Consider the following 17462-nt stretch of genomic DNA (forward strand, 5'->3'; position numbering starts at 1 on the left):
CATTTACATCAGTAAATTCCGCTTCCTCGCCTGTTCTTGCCTTGCATGACTCTAGCTCGCGAGACATTGAACAGGTTCTTACCGATGGCCCGATGCCGTTTAGCCGGCTCTACCTTGTTTTGGATGGCCTGAGCTAGAGGATAGTTCGGAATCGGCGAGGTCAAGGGACGCGTAACGATAACAACATATTACCGTTGGTTGGGAGTCGCCGGCAGGCCGCTACTGGTGCGGCCTGGGCTCTGAAAAAAATTATTCTTCAGGTGTTTGAGCGGTGTCGTCGGGGAAGGTCGCGCGCCACAGTTCGAAACCACCATCGAGGCTGTAAACCTCGCTGAAGCCCTGGCCAACCAGATAGGCCGCCGCGCTCTGGCTGGAGTTGCCGTGGTAGCAGGTGACGATCAGTGGGGCGTCGAGGTCGGCGCTGCGGATAAAGTCTGCCAGGGAATGATTGTCCAGGTGCTGTGAGTTGCTGATATGGCCGACGGCGAAGCTCTGCGGGTCGCGGATGTCGACCACCACAGCGCCTTGCTGGCGCAGGGTCTGAGCTTGCTCTGGGGGGATGCGTTTGAATTCACTCATGCTTGTTCCTTACAGTCGCAGCTGTATTTCTCGCCGCTGTCGATGTTCATCAGGGTCATGCTCGCGCCCCACACGCAACCGGTGTCGAGGGCGACGATGCCGGGTTCCTGGCACTGGCCTTCGAGCGCCGCCCAGTGGCCGAAGATGATCCGTTGCTCGCGGGTCTTGCGTTGCGGGTAACTGAACCAGGGGGCGTAGCCGGGAGGTGCGCTGTCGACGCCTTCCTTGCTCTTCAGGTCGAGGGTGCCGTCGGCCTTGCAGAAGCGCATACGGGTGAAGCAGTTGGTGATCACTCGCAGGCGCGCCGCGCCCTGCAGGTCGCCGTTCCACCGGGCCGGTTCGTTGCCGTACATGCCGTCGAGAAACAGCGGCAGGCGCGCGTCATCACGCAGGGCTTCCTCGACCTCGGCTGCGCGCTTGAGCGCTTTGGCCAGGTTCCACTGCGGTGGGATGCCGGCGTGCACCAGCACGGTGTTGCGGGCTTCGTCGTAATGCAGAAGTTTCTGCTGGCGCAACCAGTCGAGCAAGTCGGCGGCGTCCGGAGCTTCGATGATCTCGCGCAGGGTGTCGGCTTTTTTCAGGCGCTCGATGTTCTGCGCCACGGCCAGCAGGTGCAGGTCGTGGTTGCCCAGTACGCAGGTCAGGGCGTGGCGGATGCTGTAGAGAAAGCGCAACGTCGCTAGGGATTCGGGGCCGCGGTTGACCAGATCACCGACCAGCCACAGCTGGTCTTGCGCAGGGTTGAAGGCGACCCGTTCGAGCAGGCATTGCAGCGGCTTCAGGCAACCTTGCAGGTCACCGACGGCATAGGTCGCCATCAGTGCAGCGAGCCCGGCACCGCCAGGCGGAACGGCGCGATCAGGGCATCGAAACGTTTGCCGTCTTCGGCGAGCATTTGATAACTGCCCTGCATGATGCCAACGCGGGTGGCCATCACCGTGCCGCTGCTGTAGGTGTGGCTGGCACCCGCCTCGATCAGTGGTTGTTGGCCGACCACGCCGGCACCGCGTACTTCCTGCACGCGGCCATCACCGTCGGTGATCACCCAGTGCCGCGAGAGCAGCTTGGCCGGCAGCTCGCCGTTATTGCTGACCGTGACGGTGTAGGCAAAGGCAAAACGGTTCTGCTCCGGCTGAGACTGCTCCGGCAGGTAGCGGGTGGCGACGCTGACGTCGACGAGGTAACGGGAATCGCTCATGCGCAATTAACTCGATAAGCAGAAAAAACAGTCTAGCGGGTATCAGTCGACGCTGGGTTGCTCGGCCAATTTGTCTGCCAGGCGTACGAAAGCGGCCAGGTCCAGTTGCTCAGGACGCAGGCTGCCGTCTACCCCAGCCGCTTCAATCGCGTCTGCCGTCAGTAGGGCCTTGAGCGTATTGCGCAGGGTCTTGCGGCGCTGGTTGAAGGCCTCGCGTACCACGCGTTCGAGCAGGCGATGGTCCTTGGCTGGGTGTGGTAGCACTTCATGCGGCACCAGGCGAACGATCGCCGAGTCGACCTTGGGCGGCGGATTGAATGCGCCGGGGCCGACATTGAACAGATGCTCCACACGGCAGTGGTACTGCACCATGATCGACAGGCGGCCCCAGTCGCCACCACCGGGCTCGGCGGCCAGGCGCTCGACCACTTCCTTCTGCAGCATAAAATGCATGTCGCGGATCAGCGCGGCGTTGTCCAGCAGATGGAAAATCAGCGGCGTGGAGATGTTGTACGGCAGGTTACCGACCACGCGCAGGCTGTGCGGTGCCGCTTGCAGTTGCTTGAAGTCGAACTTGAGGGCGTCGCCCTGGTTTAAGCGAAAGCGCGGATTTTCGCCGAATTGGTGCTGCAAGATCGGGATCAGGTCGCGATCGAGTTCGATTACGTCGAGCTGCGCGCCGCTGTTGAGCAGCCCTTCGGTGAGGGCACCCTGGCCTGGGCCGATTTCCAGCATGTGCTCGCCTTCGCGGGCGTGGATGGCGCGCAGAATGCGGTGAATCACCCCGGCGTCGTGCAGGAAGTTCTGGCCGAAGCGCTTGCGCGCGCGGTGTTGGTATTCGGACATGCAGCAGCTCCAGGCTTCAAGCGCTGAGCTCAAAGCGAATTTAACGCCGGTAGAAAACGTGGCAGTTTAACAGCATTGGCGGCGCAAACCGCGGCCTGGGTTGCGTGTAGCCGTACGGTTAGCGTGCCGCGACCTGGCTGGCGGCCATCTGGTAGGCGGTTTGCAACGCAACCTTGAGGCTGCCGCTGTCGATCTTGCTGCTGCCAGCCAGATCCAGTGCCGTGCCGTGGTCGACCGAGGTGCGGATGATCGGCAGGCCCAGGGTAACGTTGACCGCTGCGCCGAAACCCTTGTACTTGAGCACCGGCAGGCCCTGGTCGTGGTACATCGCCAGCACCGCGTCGCAGTGGTCGAGGTGCTTGGGGGTGAACAGGGTGTCGGCCGGCAGCGGGCCGATCAGCTCGATGCCTTCTGCACGCAGCAGCTCCAGGGTGGGTTCGATCACTTCAATCTCTTCACGGCCTAGGTGCCCCCCTTCACCCGCGTGGGGGTTGAGACCGCAGACCAGGATGCGTGGCCGTGCGATGCCGAATTTCGTGCGCAGGTCATGGTCGAGGATGCGCGTAACCCGCATCAGGCGCTCGGCGGTGATGGCGGCGGCGACGTCCTTGAGCGGCAGGTGAGTGGTGACCAGGGCCACACGCAAGCCGTGGGTGGCGAGCATCATCACCACCTGCGCGGTGTGGGTCAGTTCGGCGAGAAACTCGGTATGCCCGGAGAAGGCGATGCCGCCGTCATTGATCACGCCTTTGTGCACCGGTGCGGTAATCATCCCGGCAAAGTGCCCGTCGATGCAGCCTTGCCCAGCACGGGTCAGGGTATGCAGCACGTAGGCGGCGTTGGCACTGTTCAACTGACCGGGAATGACCGCGGCGGCCAATGGCGTATCCCACACATACAGGCTGCCGGCGGCGGCTGCCTGCTGCGGCCAGGCGTCAGGACCGACGGCGATCAGCTGGATGTTCAGGCCCAGAAGTTGTGAGCGTTCGGCCAGCAGTTGTTGGCTGGCGATTGCGACGAGCGGGTGCGGTTGGGCTTCGCGCGCCAGCAGCAGGCACAGGTCCGGGCCTATGCCGGCAGGCTCGCCGGGGGTCAGTGCGAAAAGGCGTGGTGTGGTCATCGGCGGGCTCTCGGTGGCTATGCGCCAACTCTGTCGGTGCGGCTGCGGTTAGTAAAGGGTGCGTTGTCTGCGGGCGAAAAAAAGCCCGGCTCTGCGTGTGCATAAAGCCGGGCTTGATCTGTTGCGTACGCTAGCTGCGTTCGCGTGCTGGGCCGGTCAGAGCTTGCTCTCGACGTAGGCCTCGTCGCGAATCTGGCGCAGCCAGGCTTGCAGCTCTTCGTCGTACTTGCGGTTACGCAGTACGGTCATGGCTTGCTGCTCGCGGAACTGTTCGCTGCTGTCGGTGGCGCGTCGGCCCATGACTTCCAGCACGTGCCAGCCATACGGGCTCTTGAAGGGTTTGGACAGCTCGCCGGCGGGCGTGTTGTTCATCACTTCGCGGAACTCAGGAACCAGCACACTTGGGTCGATCCAGCTGAGGGTGCCGCCGTTAAGCGCGGAGCCCGGATCTTCGGAGTAGCTCTTGGCCAGCTCGCTGAAGTCTTCACCGGCGAGGATGCGCTGGTAGAGGCGTTCAACCAGGCGCTTGGTTTCGGCTTCGCTGCGAATTTCGCTGGGCTTGATCAGGATGTGGCGAACATTCACTTCGTCACGTACCTGGCTGTCGCCGCCGCGTTTTTCCAGCAGCTTGATCATGATAAAGCCGCCTGGCGTGCGCATCGGCTCGGTGACCTGGCCGACAGGCAGTGCGCTGATCATCGCGTCGAACGGCGGCGGCAGTTGCCCGGCTTTACGCCAGCCCATCTCACCACCTTCCAGCGCCGTTTCACTGGCAGAACTGGCGATAGCCAGCTGTTGGAAATCGGCACCCTGCTGCAGCTGTTGATACAGCTCGCGGGCACGGCGATCGGCGGCCTGAATGTCTTCAGGCGAAGCAGCTTCGCTCACCGGGATCAGGATGTTGGCCAGGCGGAACTCTTCCGACAGCTGCATCTTGCCCATGTCCGAGGCGAGGAAGTTCTGCACTTCCTGATCGGTAACCTGGATACGTTCGGCCACGCGGCGCTGACGCACGCGGCTGATGATCATCTCGCGGCGTACTTGGTCACGCGCATCGGTGTAGGACAGGCCGTCTTTCGCCAGCGCCGCACGGAATTGCTCGATGCTCATGCCATTGCGCTGGGCAATGGTGCCGATGGCCTGGTTCAGCTCTTCGTCGGTAATCCGAATGCCGGAACGCTCGCCAATCTGCAGCTGAATGTTCTCGATGATCAGGCGTTCGAGCACCTGCTGGCTGAGAACATGCTCGGGCGGCAAGGCTGCACCACGCTGAGCAATGGTTTGCTGAACCTCGCGCAGGCGTGCATCGAGCTGGCTTTGCATGACCACGTCGTTATCGACAATTGCCACGACGCGGTTGAGTGACTGTACTTCGGCCTGTGCCGCGGTACCCAGGAACAGCGCGCCCAACAGCAGCGGGCGCACGCAATCAGAAAGCTTGATCTTCACGTTCACGATAACCTTGAATGCCTTGGTCGAGGAAAGTCTCAACTTTATTGCCGACTACACCACCCAGACCTTTGAGTACGATCTGCAGGAAGATACCGCGGTCAGCCTGGTCGTTCAGCGACGGGTTGAGGCTGACTTCGTCGTAGTCGATCCAGTAGCGGTTGATCAGGCGCAATTTCCAGCAGCAGCTGTCGTACTCGAAGCCACCGAAGGCTTCCAGGGTGCGATTGCGACCGTAGTCATACTGCCAGCGGGAGATCACGCTCCACTGCGGCACGATCGGCCAGATAACCGAGAAGTCGTGCTGGCTGATCTTGTAGTAGTCCTTGATGTAATTCGCGCTACCCGGCGTGCCGTAATCGCCGCCGCCTACTACCCAGTTACCGGTCGTTTCGTCATAGCGAACGGTGTCATTGCGATAGCGATAACCGGCGTTGACCACCTTGTTCGGGTTATCTTCTGGCTGGTAGTGGAGCATCGCGCTGCCGGAGCGAGTGCTGCCGGAGTCCGGGTCCCAGTTGAAGTCCGAGGTGAAGCGCCAGTCGCGGTTAAAGCGGTAGAGGTATTCAAGGGCGTAAGGCGAGGTCGACGCGGTCGCATCGCTGCGAGTGCGATAGTCGATGCCCGGCATCTGCACCTTGCGGTCGTCAAAGTAGAAGGCCTGGCCGATGCTGAAACGCTGACGTTCGAAGCCGTTTGGCTCAATCCAGCGGTTGGTTACGCCAAGGGACAGCTTATTCTCGTCGCCAATACGGTCTTTGCCGGAGAAGCGGTTTTCGCGCCAGAGCGAGGAGTAGCTGAAGGTGTTCTCGGCAGTGTCGAACACCGGAATGTCGGTCTGGTCTTCTTCTGGAACGTGCAGGTAGAACAGGCGTGGCTCCAGGGTCTGGCGATAGGATTTGCCGAACCACTGGCTATCACGGTCGAAATACAGGCCGCTGTCCAGGCTGAACATGCCGACACCGCGGTTCTGGCTGCTGCTGTACTTCTGCTCGGCAAGCAGGCTGTCCTTGCCCTGCTGGTCCAGGCTCAGGTCGTAGTTGGTCTGCAGGTACTTGATCTGCGGCTTGATATAGCCCCAGCTCCAGTCCAGCGGCAGGCTGACGCCTGGCTCGACATGTACTCGCTCGCCATTGGCGCGAGATAACCCCTGTACAAAGGTGTCATACCAAGGCTGCTCAACCACGCCATCTTCATTGATAAAGTTGCCGGAACGCAGGTTGCGGTCGAAGCGCACATATTCAGTGCCGTAGCTGAAGTTCACCCCCGCAGGTTTGAATGGCAGCACGCCATCCAGGGTCAGCTGCGGCAGGCGGTTGTAAGGAGTGATATCGGTGATGTTGGCCAGCTCATAAGCGTGCGCATTCAGGCGCGCCGTGTAGCCTTCGCCACGGTAGGTCAGGGTGCCGCGTTGATTGACGTAGCTGGTGGAGCTGACGCCCAGGTCGGTACCCAGATCCTGGAAGTAGTACGGGTCGCTGATGTCGGTGTAGTCGGCTTCAGCCAGCAGACGCGAGGTCAGGCCGGTGGTGTGCTGCCAGTTGTACATCCAGCGCTGATCTTCGTAGTCAGACTGCAGCTTGCGGTCATCATTACTGTCGTCGAGGTAAGCCGCGCCGACCTGTCCTTCGCTGTCCTTGGTGAGGTAGCGGAACTCGCCTTCCATCAACAAGCCGCGGTCGGCCATATAGGTCGGGTACAACGTGGCATCGTAGTTCGGCGCCAGGTTGAAGTAGTACGGCGTTTGCAGGGTCAGGCCGTTGTCGCTGGAGCTGCCAATGCTTGGCGGCAGGAAGCCGGACTGGCGGCGATCATCAATCGGGAAGTAGATGTACGGGGTGTAGAACACCGGCACATTCTTCACTCGCAGGGTCACGTTGGTCGCGGTGCCGAAACCGGTGGCCGGGTTCAAGGTGATGTTGTTGCCCTTGAGGTGCCAGGCGTTGCTGCCGGGTTCGCAGCTGGTGTAGGTGCCGTCTTTGAGGCGGATGATCGCGCTTTCTTCGCGTTTGGCGTAGAGCGCATTACCGCGGATATGGCTCTTGTGCAGCACATATTCGGCGTTATCGACCTTGGCTTCACCGTTGTCCAGTTGCAGCTCGGCGCGGTCGCCGACCACCAGCATGCCCTGATCACGCAGGCGCACATTGCCGATCAGCTCGCCGCGGTTTTCTGCCTGGCGCAGGTTGGCTTCGTCAGCCTCGACCTGCATGCCGGCCTGGCGCAGCACTACATTGCCGGCCAGAGTGGCGACCTGTTCTTCCTGCTCATAGCGCGAGGCTTTGGCCGAGATGAACATCGGCGCTTCATCCATCGGCGTCTTATCGTCCATGCCTGGGCGCGTCGGTTCTACGTACGCACCGGCACAGTAAGGACCGGCCTCAGCCAATTGCGCGGCGCTGAGGTTTTCCCGAGGGACCCAGTCCAGGTGGCTGTAGTCGGTGCTGCGCGAGGCCAGGCCCTTGCCGCCGCTTTCGGTGACCAGAGTCGCTTGCGCGGCTTTTTCCTGGCGCGGCGCGGCAGTGCTTTCGCCGGCCTTGCTGCTGGCGACCGAATCGCGTTGTACTGGGCGCGCCGGCAGTGCAGCATTGCTGGTTTTAGGGGCGCAAGCCCAACCGCCGGTGGCGGAAACCTGGCAATCGTACTGCTCGGCAGCGATAGCGAAAGGAACGGCTAAAGGTTGTAGCGCCAGAAGGCTGCCAGTGACCAGTAGAGGGAATTTTTTACGAAACGCGGGGTATTTTACTGCCATCTTATTTTTTCCGGGCTTCCTGCGCGCCATTGGCCCTGAGGCCGCACGCCTCTCGATGGGCTTGAAAAGATGCTGGATAATAAAGCATGACCCGCGCAACGGCTAGCGCCGTCGGAGACCTTGTAATGCCTGATGAAGATATACGCCTGCAATACCTTGAAGAGTGGCTTGCCCAGCAGTTGCCAGAGCTCTTCGCCAGTCGTGGGTGGGGGGCTGTGCCCGCCGCCACGCTGACCTCGGCCAGCAGCGATGCCAGTTTTCGCCGCTATTTCCGCTGGCAGGGCGCAGGCCGTAGCCTGATCGTGATGGACGCACCGCCGCCGCAGGAAGACTGTGCGCCCTTCGTCAAAGTGGCTGGCCTGCTGGCCGAGGCGCAGCTCAATGTGCCGCAGATTCTCGCCGCCGACCTGGCGCGGGGCTTTCTGCTGTTGAACGATTTGGGCCGGCAGACCTATCTGGATGTGATCAACGAGGGCAATGCCGACGCCTTGCTCGCCGATGCCGTGCAAGCCTTGCTGGCCTTCCAGCAGCTGCCACTGGATGCGCCGCTGCCGAGTTACGACGATGCCTTGCTGCGCCGCGAATTGCAGTTGTTCCCCGAGTGGTATGTACAGCGTCACTTGGGTATTGAACTGAGCACTACGCAACAGGCCGCCTGGCAGCGGGTTAGCCAATTGCTGATCGATAGCGCCCTGGAGCAGCCCAAGGTGCTGGTGCATCGCGACTATATGCCGCGCAACCTGATGCTCAGTGAGCCGAATCCGGGTGTGCTGGATTTTCAGGATGCGGTCTATGGTCCGGTGACCTATGACGTTACTTGTCTGTTCAAGGATGCTTTCCTCAGCTGGCCAGACGCGCGGGTGCAAGCCTGGCTGGAAGATTATTGGCAGCAGGCCCGCGCCCTGGGTATTCCGGTGCAGAGCGAGTTGCAGGACTTCCTGCGCGCCAGCGACCTGATGGGTGTGCAACGCCATCTCAAGGTGATCGGCATTTTCGCGCGCATCTGCCATCGCGATGGCAAGCCCAAGTACCTGGGCGACGTGCCGCGCTTCTTCTCTTATATAGAAGCGGTGTTGGCGCGCCGTCCTGAGCTGGCGGAATTGGCCGAGCTGTTCGCCAGCCTGCCCAAGGATGAGGCGGTGCCGGCATGAAGGCGATGATTCTGGCCGCGGGCAAAGGCGAGCGCCTGCGCCCGCTGACCCTGCATACGCCGAAACCCCTGGTGCGGGCGGCCGGCGTGCCGCTGATCGAGTACCACGTACGTGCCTTGGCAGCGGCCGGCTTTCGCGAGCTGGTGATCAATCACGCCTGGCTGGGCCAGCAGATTGAGGATTATCTGGGCGATGGTTCGCGCTTTGGCCTGCAGATTGCCTATTCGGCCGAGGGTGAGCCGCTGGAGACCGGTGGCGGGATTTTCCAGGCACTGCCCTTGCTCGGCGATCAGCCGTTTCTGTTGATCAACGGCGATATCTTCACCGACTACCCGTTTGCCGAGCTGCGCCGCCCGCTGTCCGGCTTGGCGCACCTGGTGCTGGTGGATAACCCGGCGCATCACCTGATTGGGGATTTCTGCCTGAGTGCCGGACAGGTGACGGATGCGCGACCGGGGCGGGTCAGCCTGACCTACAGCGGCATGGCCGTGTTGGCACCGCAGCTGTTTGCCGATTGCCAGGCCGGTGCTTTCAAGCTGGCACCGCTGCTGTGTCAGGCGATGACGCAAGGACAGGTCAGTGGCGAGCGTTTTGCCGGATGCTGGGTCGACGTGGGCACTCACGAGCGGCTGGCCGAAGTCGAACAGCTGCTTGAGGCGCGCGGCTGAGATGCTCTGGCCTGCGACCCTGCTGGGCGCTGTGGCGGGGCTCGCGCTGGCGAGTATTCCCGGTGGGCTGCTTGGCGGTTTGCTCGGCCAAGTGCTGGACCGCCGCTTGCGCCTGCAGTCCTGGGCGGCCTTGCGTGAACGCCTGGGGGTGAAGGCGCCGCCTGTCGATGAACAGCTGCTGTTTATCCTGCTGGGGCGTTTGGCCAAGTGTGATGGCCGGGTGCTGCCGGCGCATATTCAGCAGGCGCGGGCGGAGATGCAGCGTCAGGGTCTGGACGCCGAGGCGCAGCGTCTGGCGATTGCCGCCTTTGCCCGCGGCAAGACCGGTCGCGACAGCCTGCGCGGGCCGTTGCGGCGTCAGCGCGCGCGCAGTGAGGCGCTGTTGCGGGCCTGCTGGCGGATGGCCTGGGTCGATGGCCAGGTCAGTCAAACCGAGCGTGAGCTGATTCTGCTCTGGGGGCGCTGGCTGAAAGTATCGTCGGCCACCCAGAAGGTGTTGAGCGATGCTTACGCGCCGCAGCAAGGGCCGTTGGCTGCGCCTGCCGGCAATGCTTATCAACAGGCGCTGAGCTTGCTTGGGGTCGATGCCGATGCCGCGCCGGCGCAGATCAAGCAGGCTTACCGGCGGCTGCTCAGTCGCCACCACCCGGACAAGCTGGCCGGCAGCGGTGCCGCGCCTGAGCGGGTGCGCGAAGCGACCGAGCGTACCCGTGAGTTGCATCAGGCATATGACCTGGTGCGTCAGCGTCACGGTTTTCGCTAAGAACCGGCTTACGATCTGCTGCGCGTCGGCCCTGCTGCGTTAAAACAGGCTCGGCCGCTCATTTACAGTTCGTAAACTCCGCGTCCTCGCCTGTTTCTGCCTTGCATGGCTCTAGCTCGCGAGATCGTAAACCAGTTCTGCGCGTCTATTTGTCGGCTTGCAGCTTTAGCGTCAGCCAGCCGCGAATACGCCGGTAGAGCTGTTCCTGCTCGGCTTCTCTATTGCCCGGCAGGGCTTTCATGGCGATCTGGATATAGCTCGGGTGCTTTTGCCGCTTGCTGGCTTGCGAGCGCTTGAGCGCAGCCTGGCGATCCGCCGGCAGGTCCTTGTAGTAGAAATCCCCGGTGGCCAGTTGCAGCTCTGGAATCAGCTCGTCGAGCGGCGGGGCATAGCCGGCGGGCAGGCTGGCGGCTACCAGCAGCAGGTTGCGCACGGTGGCGGGCTTGCGTTCAGCCAGATAGCGCGCGGCCCAGTACGCGCCGCTGCCATGCCCGAGTAGCGCCACGGTCTTGGCTTTTTGCTGTTCGGCAAAGCTGACGGCCGCCGCAATGCGCGCCAGCACGCGTTCGGCGTGGGCTTTCTGTTGTTCGGCGATAACTTGTGTTTTCGCGGCGGCAGTGGCGGCGTCATCGACGGCGGGTACTGCGTCTTTGGGGGCGGCGGCGTCCGTATCCTCTGCCGATTTGGTGTCGGTTTCAGCGGCTGCGCTGGCAGGGTCGCTGGCGGCAGCCGGGTCGGCGGTTGGCTCAGCTGCGGCTTCGACAACGCGTTGCGGTGGGGCGTCGCCATTCGGGTCGGGCAGGGTCAGGCTCAGGCTGTGCCAGCCGCCGTCGGGCAGTTTGCGGCGCAATGGGCCGATGCTTTGCGGCCAGTCGGCGCTTTCATCGTCACCGGGCAGGAGAATCACCGCGCCACTTGGTTCGGCGACATTGGCAGGCAGCCACAGGGCAAGAAACTGTTCGTCGCCGGCCTGCAGTTGCTGCTGCTCCTTCTGCTCGACTTGTTGCTCAAGGGCCACGGCATCGGCTTCGCTGCGCTCGGCGAGGGGCGCGCGCGGCTCGACTACCGGAGCGGCTGGTTCCTCAGGCGCGGTAGCGGGAGTCTCGTCTTCGGCAAACAGTGGGTGGCTTAACAGCAGCAGGCTCAGGGCGAGCGCGGCGTGGCGCGAGGGCATGGGGGTCTCCAGCGAACTACCTAGTTTCAGCAGCCTAGCCGGTTCCGGGGCGCTTTGTCAGGTGTCGCTTGGTTGCGCCAGGCCTTGGATCGGGCTGTTACAATGCGCGCCTTCCGTGAACGCCACTGAGGTGCGCCATGCAACCCTTCGCCATTGCTCCATCGATTCTGTCCGCCGATTTCGCCCGTCTGGGCGAGGAAGTAGACAAGGTTCTGGCCGCTGGTGCCGACATCGTCCACTTCGATGTGATGGACAATCACTATGTGCCGAACCTGACCATCGGCCCGATGGTGTGTGCCGCGCTGCGCAAGTACGGCATCACTGCGCCGATCGATGCGCACCTGATGGTGCAGCCGGTGGATCGCATCATCGGTGACTTTATCGAGGCCGGCGCGACCTACATTACCTTCCACCCGGAAGCCACGCTGCATATCGACCGCTCCCTGCAGCTGATCCGCGACGGCGGCTGCAAGGCTGGTCTGGTGTTCAACCCGGCCACCCCGCTGGACGCGCTGCGCCATGTGATGGACAAGGTCGACATGATCTTGCTGATGAGCGTCAACCCAGGCTTCGGCGGGCAGAAATTCATTCCGCATACCCTGGAAAAACTCAAGGAAGCGCGTGCGCTGATCGACGCCAGCGGCCGCGATATTCGCCTGGAGATCGATGGCGGGGTGAATGTGCAGAATATTCGCGAGATCGCTGCCGCCGGGGCCGACACCTTTGTCGCTGGTTCGGCGATTTTCAATCAGCCTGACTACAAAGCGGTGATCGACGCCATGCGCGCCGAGCTGGCCCAGGCGCGCGGGTGAGCATTCTTCACGAGCTGTTCGACGGGCAGTTGCCGCGCCTGGTGATGTTCGACCTGGACGGCACTCTGGTGGATTCGGTACCGGACTTGGCCGCCGCCATCGACAGCATGCTGGTGCTGCTGGGGCGACCGGCTGCGGGTGTCGAGCGGGTGCGCGACTGGGTCGGCAATGGCGCGCGGGTGCTGGTGCGCCGCGCCCTGGCCGATGGCTTGCAGCATGAGCATATCGATGACGCCCAGGCCGAGCCGGCCCTAGAGCTGTTTATGCAGGCCTACGCCGAGGCGCATACGTTGACCACGGTGTATCCGGGGGTGCGCAAAACCCTCAAATGGTTGCGTGAGCAAAAGGTCGAGATGGCGATTGTCACCAACAAGCCGGAGCGGTTTGTCGCGCCGCTGTTGGATGATAAGGGGTTGGGCGGGTTCTTCCGCTGGATAGTCGGCGGCGACACCCTGGCGCAGCAGAAACCTGACCCTGCGGCGCTGCTGCATGTGCTGCAGTTGGCGCGGATCGATCGGGCGCAGGCGCTGTTTATTGGCGACTCACGCAGCGATGTACTGGCCGCGAAGGCGGCGGGTGTGTCCTGCGTAGCGCTGAGCTATGGCTATAACCATGGCCGGCCGATCGCCGAGGAGAATCCGGCGCGGGTGCTGGACGACTTGCGCGAGCTGCTGCCACTCGCGCAGCCCGCGGCGGACGCCACCGCCAGCGAGCAAGGCGGCGGGTTGATTCAGCCGGTGGCCTGCGCTAGTGTGGCCAGCGTTTACTCCCGCCAAAAAGAGAGCTCCGTGGTGGTTACCTGCACGCGCTGGTCCGCAAGGACTGGTATGAAAATCATCAAGGCCCTGGCCCGTTGGCGCTGGCGCCTCTGACCTGATCTTGGCCGCTTAGCCGGCGCGTTTGCACACGACCGTTTTACCCTCAAGCCACGAGGCTGCTCATGACCCGCGAAGAATTTCTGCGTTTAGCCGCTGCCGGCTATAACCGCATTCCTGTTGCCTGCGAAACCCTGGTGGATTTCGACACCCCGCTGTCGATCTACCTGAAGCTGGCCGATCAGGCCAATACCTACCTGCTCGAATCCGTGCAGGGCGGCGAGAAATGGGGCCGTTACTCGATCATCGGCCTGCAAGCGCGCACCGTGCTGCGTGCCTATGAGCATGATGTGCAGATCAGTGTCGATGGTGTCGAAGTTGAGCGTCACCAATGTGCCGACCCGTTGGCCTTTGTCGAGCAATTCAAAGACCGTTACAAGGTGCCAACCCTGGCCGGCCTGCCGCGCTTTAATGGTGGCCTGGTGGGCTATTTCGGTTACGACAGCGTGCGTTACGTCGAGAGCAAACTGGGGGCCAGTCCGAATCCGGACCCGCTGGGGACGCCGGATATCCTGCTGATGGTCTCCGATGCGGTGGTGGTGTTCGACAACCTGGCCGGCAAGATGCACGCCATTGTGCTGGCCGATCCGGCCGAGGCCGATGCTTTCGAGCAAGGCCAGGCGCGCCTGCAAGAGATTCTGCACAAGCTGCGTCAGCCGATCACGCCACGCCTGGGTGTCGACCTGGCCGCGCCGGCGGGTGCCGATCCGGATTTCGTCTCCAGCTTCAAACGTGACGACTACGAGGCCGCGGTGCAGGCGATCAAGGAGTACATCCTGGCCGGCGATTGCATGCAGGTGGTGATTTCCCAGCGCATGTCGATTCCGTTCAAGGCCGCGCCGATTGATCTGTACCGCGCGCTGCGCTGCATCAACCCGACGCCTTATATGTACTTCTTCAACTTCGGCGACTTCCATGTCGTCGGCAGCTCGCCGGAAGTGCTGGTGCGCGTCGAAGATAATCTGATCACCGTGCGCCCGATCGCCGGCACCCGTCCGCGTGGGGCTAATGAAGAAGCTGACCTGGCCCTGGAGACCGACCTGCTGTCGGATGCCAAGGAGCTGGCCGAGCACCTGATGCTGATCGACCTGGGGCGTAACGATGTCGGCCGGGTCGCGAGCATCGGCAGCGTCAAACTCACCGAGAAGATGGTGATTGAGCGCTACTCCAACGTCATGCACATCGTCTCCAACGTCACCGGCCAGTTAAAGGAAGGTCTGACGGCGATGGACGCCCTGCGCGCCATTCTGCCGGCTGGCACCTTGTCCGGCGCGCCGAAGATTCGCGCCATGGAAATCATCGACGAGCTGGAGCCGGTCAAGCGCGGCGTATATGGCGGCGCGGTCGGCTATTTCGCCTGGAACGGCAATATGGACACCGCCATCGCCATCCGCACGGCGGTGATCAAGGATGGTGAGCTGCATGTGCAGGCGGGTGCCGGCATCGTTGCCGACTCGGTGCCGGCGCTGGAGTGGGAAGAGACGCTGAACAAGCGCCGCGCCATGTTCCGTGCTGTGGCGCTCGCCGAGCAAACCGTCCCCGACCAGACCAAGCGCTGAGGAGTCCCGCCATGCTTTTGATGATCGATAACTACGACTCCTTCACCTACAACGTGGTGCAGTACCTGGGCGAGCTGGGTGCCGATGTCCATGTGATCCGCAACGACGAACTGAGCATCACCGAGATCGAAGCGCTCAAACCCGAGCGCATTGTGGTCTCGCCCGGCCCGTGTACGCCGACCGAAGCCGGGGTGTCCATTGAGGCCATTCTGCATTTCGCCGGCAAGCTGCCGATCCTCGGCGTCTGCCTGGGCCACCAGAGCATCGGCCAGGCCTTTGGCGGCGATGTGGTGCGTGCGCGTCAGGTCATGCACGGCAAGACCAGCCCGGTGTTCCACCGCGACCTCGGCGTATTCGCCGGCCTGAACAACCCGCTGACGGTAACCCGCTACCATTCACTGGTGGTCAAGCGCGAAACCCTGCCGGACTGCCTGGAGGCGACCGCCTGGACCCAGCATGCCGACGGTTCGATCGACGAGATCATGGGCCTGCGCCACAAGACCCTGCATATCGAAGGCGTGCAGTTCCACCCTGAGTCGATCCTCACTGAACAGGGTCACGAACTGTTTGCCAATTTCCTCAAGCAACAGGGAGGCCTGCGCCCATGAATATCAAGGAAGCCTTGAACCGGGTGGTCAATCAGCTCGACCTGTCCACGGCGGAAATGCAGGACGTGATGCGCGAGATCATGACCGGTCAGTGCACCGATGCGCAGGTCGGTGCCTTTCTGATGGGCATGCGCATGAAGAGCGAAACCATCGATGAGATCGTCGGTGCGGTCGCAGTTATGCGTGAGCTGGCCAGCCATGTGCACCTGGACACACTCGAGCATGTGGTCGACGTGGTCGGTACCGGTGGCGATGGCGCGAATATCTTCAACGTGTCGACGGCAGCGAGCTTTGTCGTCGCGGCGGCGGGCGGCAAAGTCGCCAAGCACGGCAATCGCGCGGTGTCCGGCAAAAGTGGCAGCGCCGACTTGCTGGAGGCAGCGGGCATCTACCTGAGCCTGACCCCTGAGCAAGTGGCGCGCTGCATCGACAGCGTCGGCGTCGGCTTTATGTTCGCCCAGGTGCACCATGCCGCGATGAAGCATGCCGCCGGCCCGCGCCGCGAGCTGGGCCTGCGCACCATCTTCAATATGCTCGGCCCGCTGACCAATCCGGCCGAGGTACGCCATCAGGTGATCGGCGTGTTCAGCCAGGCGCTGTGCCGGCCTTTGGCCGAGGTGCTCAAACGTCTGGGCAGCCAGCACATTCTGGTGGTGCATTCGCGTGATGGCCTGGATGAGTTCAGCCTGGCGGCGGCCACCCATGTTGCCGAATTGAAGGATGGCGTGATCAGCGAGTACGAGGTGCAGCCCGAAGACCTCGGCCTGAAGAGCCAGAGCCTGATTGGCCTGGCGGTGGAAAGCCCGGAGCAATCGCTGGCGCTGATCCGCGACGCCCTGACCAAACGCAGGACCGAGTCCGGGCAGAAGGCCGCTGACATGATCGCACTGAATGCCGGTGCGGCATTGTACGCGGCGGATTTGGCGCGCAGTCTGAAGGAAGGCGTGCAGCTGGCCCACGATGCGCTGCATACCGGCCTGGCCTGGGAAAAACTGCAGGAGCTGGTGTCCTTTACCGCCGTATTCAAACAGGAGAACGCAGGGTGAGCATTCCCACCGTGCTGGAAAAGATCCTTGCGCGCAAGGCAGAAGAAGTCGCGGCGCGCCGCGCCATCGTCAGTCTGGCCGAAGTCGAGCAGCAAGCCCGCAACGCCGATCCGGTGCGTGGGTTTGCCCAGGCGCTGCTGGCGCAGGCCAAGCGCAAGCAGCCGGCGGTGATCGCCGAGATCAAGAAGGCGTCGCCGAGCAAGGGCGTGCTGCGTGAGGACTTTGTCCCGGCCGAAATTGCCCGTGCCTATGAGTCCGGCGGTGCGACCTGCCTGTCGGTGCTGACTGATGTGGATTTCTTCCAGGGCGCGGATCGCTACCTGCAAGAGGCACGCGCGGCCTGTGCGCTGCCGGTGATCCGCAAGGACTTTATGATCGACCCGTACCAGATCGTCGAAGCCCGTGCGTTGGGTGCTGATTGCGTGCTGCTGATCGTCTCGGCGCTGGATGATGTGCAACTGGCCGAGCTGGCGGCGACCGCCAAGGCCTTCGACCTGGATGTACTGGTCGAGGTGCACGATGGCGATGAGCTGGAGCGTGCGCTGAAAACCCTGGATACGCCGTTGGTGGGCATCAACAACCGCAGCCTGCACAGCTTCGAAGTCAGCCTGGAAACCACTCTGGACCTGCTGCCGCGGATTCCGCGTGATCGCCTGGTGGTGACCGAGAGCGGCATCCTCAACCGTGCCGATGTCGAGCTGATGGAAATCAGTGAGGTGTATGCCTTCCTGGTCGGTGAGGCCTTTATGCGTGCCGATAACCCGGGCGCGGAATTGGAGCGGCTGTTCTTTCCCGAGCGCAAGCGGGTGATCACCTCGCCTGACGTGGACTGATCTCACATCCATAAAAAAGCCGACACATG

Annotated in this window: 16 protein-coding genes and 1 pseudogene; 9 read left to right on the forward strand and 8 right to left on the reverse strand. The window is 62.6% G+C overall.

Going from position 1 to position 17462, the window contains the following annotated elements; translation table 11 throughout:
• Positions 1-249: 249 nt before the first annotated feature.
• From glpE to WBK23_RS17570, 7 genes are all read right to left on the reverse strand, one after another.
• Positions 250-579 (reverse strand): thiosulfate sulfurtransferase GlpE, encoded by a 330-nt coding sequence (glpE, locus tag WBK23_RS17540; RefSeq protein ID WP_424485212.1) that lies wholly within the window; start codon positions 577-579, stop codon positions 250-252.
• On the reverse strand, positions 576-1397 hold the full coding sequence (locus WBK23_RS17545) for a symmetrical bis(5'-nucleosyl)-tetraphosphatase (protein WP_424485213.1): 822 nt from the start codon (positions 1395-1397) through the stop codon (positions 576-578). The genes glpE and WBK23_RS17545 overlap by 4 nt, the downstream gene beginning before the upstream one ends.
• Positions 1397-1777 carry a Co2+/Mg2+ efflux protein ApaG gene (gene apaG / locus WBK23_RS17550; protein ID WP_424485214.1) on the reverse strand — a complete coding sequence of 127 codons (381 nt, stop codon included), beginning with the start codon at positions 1775-1777 and terminating at the stop codon, positions 1397-1399. The genes WBK23_RS17545 and apaG overlap by 1 nt, the downstream gene beginning before the upstream one ends.
• A 42-nt stretch (positions 1778-1819) precedes the next feature.
• Positions 1820-2623, reverse strand: a complete 804-nt coding sequence (gene rsmA / locus WBK23_RS17555; RefSeq protein ID WP_424485215.1) for a 16S rRNA (adenine(1518)-N(6)/adenine(1519)-N(6))-dimethyltransferase RsmA — start codon at positions 2621-2623, stop codon at positions 1820-1822.
• 118 nt (positions 2624-2741) lie between these two features.
• A complete protein-coding gene (pdxA, locus tag WBK23_RS17560; RefSeq protein WP_424485216.1) occupies positions 2742-3743 on the reverse strand; it encodes a 4-hydroxythreonine-4-phosphate dehydrogenase PdxA in 1002 nt (333 codons plus the stop codon).
• A gap of 156 nt (positions 3744-3899) precedes the next feature.
• On the reverse strand, positions 3900-5192 hold the full coding sequence (locus tag WBK23_RS17565) for a peptidylprolyl isomerase (protein WP_424485217.1): 1293 nt from the start codon (positions 5190-5192) through the stop codon (positions 3900-3902).
• Positions 5173-7944, reverse strand: coding sequence for an LPS-assembly protein LptD (locus WBK23_RS17570; RefSeq protein ID WP_424485218.1), 2772 nt, complete (start codon positions 7942-7944; stop codon positions 5173-5175). The genes WBK23_RS17565 and WBK23_RS17570 overlap by 20 nt, the downstream gene beginning before the upstream one ends.
• 125 nt (positions 7945-8069) lie before the next feature.
• Between WBK23_RS17570 and WBK23_RS17575 the strand changes: the two genes are divergently transcribed.
• From WBK23_RS17575 to WBK23_RS17585, 3 genes are read left to right on the forward strand one after another with little or no spacing between them, the layout of a single operon-like run.
• The gene (locus WBK23_RS17575; RefSeq protein WP_424485219.1) at positions 8070-9095 is read left to right on the forward strand and encodes an aminoglycoside phosphotransferase family protein; all 1026 of its coding nucleotides are present in this window, start codon (positions 8070-8072) and stop codon (positions 9093-9095) included.
• Entirely contained in the window at positions 9092-9763 is a 672-nt protein-coding gene (murU, locus tag WBK23_RS17580; RefSeq protein ID WP_424485220.1) for an N-acetylmuramate alpha-1-phosphate uridylyltransferase MurU, read from the forward strand. The genes WBK23_RS17575 and murU overlap by 4 nt, the downstream gene beginning before the upstream one ends.
• Before the next feature lies 1 nt (position 9764).
• Entirely contained in the window at positions 9765-10526 is a 762-nt protein-coding gene (locus WBK23_RS17585; protein ID WP_424485221.1) for a DnaJ domain-containing protein, read from the forward strand.
• A gap of 145 nt (positions 10527-10671) precedes the next feature.
• Here the strand turns inward: WBK23_RS17585 and WBK23_RS17590 are convergent, their stop codons facing one another.
• Entirely contained in the window at positions 10672-11700 is a 1029-nt protein-coding gene (locus WBK23_RS17590) for an alpha/beta hydrolase family protein (protein WP_424485222.1), read from the reverse strand.
• A gap of 137 nt (positions 11701-11837) precedes the next feature.
• Between WBK23_RS17590 and rpe the strand changes: the two genes are divergently transcribed.
• The 6 genes and pseudogenes from rpe to trpC all read left to right on the forward strand — a co-directional run bounded on the left by rpe (position 11838) and on the right by trpC (position 17433).
• On the forward strand, positions 11838-12512 hold the full coding sequence (gene rpe / locus WBK23_RS17595) for a ribulose-phosphate 3-epimerase (protein WP_424485223.1): 675 nt from the start codon (positions 11838-11840) through the stop codon (positions 12510-12512).
• A 44-nt stretch (positions 12513-12556) separates the two neighbouring features.
• Positions 12557-13189, forward strand: a pseudogene (locus WBK23_RS17600) (phosphoglycolate phosphatase); the annotation flags it as partial.
• Between the two features lie 263 nt (positions 13190-13452).
• Positions 13453-14946, forward strand: a complete 1494-nt coding sequence (gene trpE / locus WBK23_RS17605) for an anthranilate synthase component I (protein ID WP_424485224.1) — start codon at positions 13453-13455, stop codon at positions 14944-14946.
• An 11-nt stretch (positions 14947-14957) separates the two neighbouring features.
• A complete protein-coding gene (locus WBK23_RS17610; protein WP_424485225.1) occupies positions 14958-15554 on the forward strand; it encodes an aminodeoxychorismate/anthranilate synthase component II in 597 nt (198 codons plus the stop codon).
• A complete protein-coding gene (trpD, locus tag WBK23_RS17615) occupies positions 15551-16600 on the forward strand; it encodes an anthranilate phosphoribosyltransferase (RefSeq protein ID WP_424485226.1) in 1050 nt (349 codons plus the stop codon). Before WBK23_RS17610 ends, trpD begins: the two co-directional genes overlap by 4 nt.
• Positions 16597-17433 carry an indole-3-glycerol phosphate synthase TrpC gene (trpC, locus tag WBK23_RS17620; protein ID WP_424485227.1) on the forward strand — a complete coding sequence of 279 codons (837 nt, stop codon included), beginning with the start codon at positions 16597-16599 and terminating at the stop codon, positions 17431-17433. The genes trpD and trpC overlap by 4 nt, the downstream gene beginning before the upstream one ends.
• The last annotated feature ends 29 nt before the right edge of the window (positions 17434-17462 follow it).

Origin of the sequence: Pseudomonas sp., assembly GCF_049653025.1 — a bacterium.
GTDB lineage: Bacteria > Pseudomonadota > Gammaproteobacteria > Pseudomonadales > Pseudomonadaceae > Aquipseudomonas.

Coding starts and splice junctions, on each gene's coding strand:
- glpE (WP_424485212.1), bottom strand. CDS start 579: ATGAGTGAATTCAAACGCATCCCCCCAGAGCAAGCTCAGACCCTGCGC.
- WBK23_RS17545 (WP_424485213.1), bottom strand. CDS start 1,397: ATGGCGACCTATGCCGTCGGTGACCTGCAAGGTTGCCTGAAGCCGCTG.
- apaG (WP_424485214.1), bottom strand. CDS start 1,777: ATGAGCGATTCCCGTTACCTCGTCGACGTCAGCGTCGCCACCCGCTAC.
- rsmA (WP_424485215.1), bottom strand. CDS start 2,623: ATGTCCGAATACCAACACCGCGCGCGCAAGCGCTTCGGCCAGAACTTC.
- pdxA (WP_424485216.1), bottom strand. CDS start 3,743: ATGACCACACCACGCCTTTTCGCACTGACCCCCGGCGAGCCTGCCGGC.
- WBK23_RS17570 (WP_424485218.1), bottom strand. CDS start 7,944: ATGGCAGTAAAATACCCCGCGTTTCGTAAAAAATTCCCTCTACTGGTC.
- WBK23_RS17575 (WP_424485219.1), top strand. CDS start 8,070: ATGCCTGATGAAGATATACGCCTGCAATACCTTGAAGAGTGGCTTGCC.
- murU (WP_424485220.1), top strand. CDS start 9,092: ATGAAGGCGATGATTCTGGCCGCGGGCAAAGGCGAGCGCCTGCGCCCG.
- WBK23_RS17585 (WP_424485221.1), top strand. CDS start 9,765: ATGCTCTGGCCTGCGACCCTGCTGGGCGCTGTGGCGGGGCTCGCGCTG.
- WBK23_RS17590 (WP_424485222.1), bottom strand. CDS start 11,700: ATGCCCTCGCGCCACGCCGCGCTCGCCCTGAGCCTGCTGCTGTTAAGC.
- rpe (WP_424485223.1), top strand. CDS start 11,838: ATGCAACCCTTCGCCATTGCTCCATCGATTCTGTCCGCCGATTTCGCC.
- trpE (WP_424485224.1), top strand. CDS start 13,453: ATGACCCGCGAAGAATTTCTGCGTTTAGCCGCTGCCGGCTATAACCGC.
- WBK23_RS17610 (WP_424485225.1), top strand. CDS start 14,958: ATGCTTTTGATGATCGATAACTACGACTCCTTCACCTACAACGTGGTG.
- trpD (WP_424485226.1), top strand. CDS start 15,551: ATGAATATCAAGGAAGCCTTGAACCGGGTGGTCAATCAGCTCGACCTG.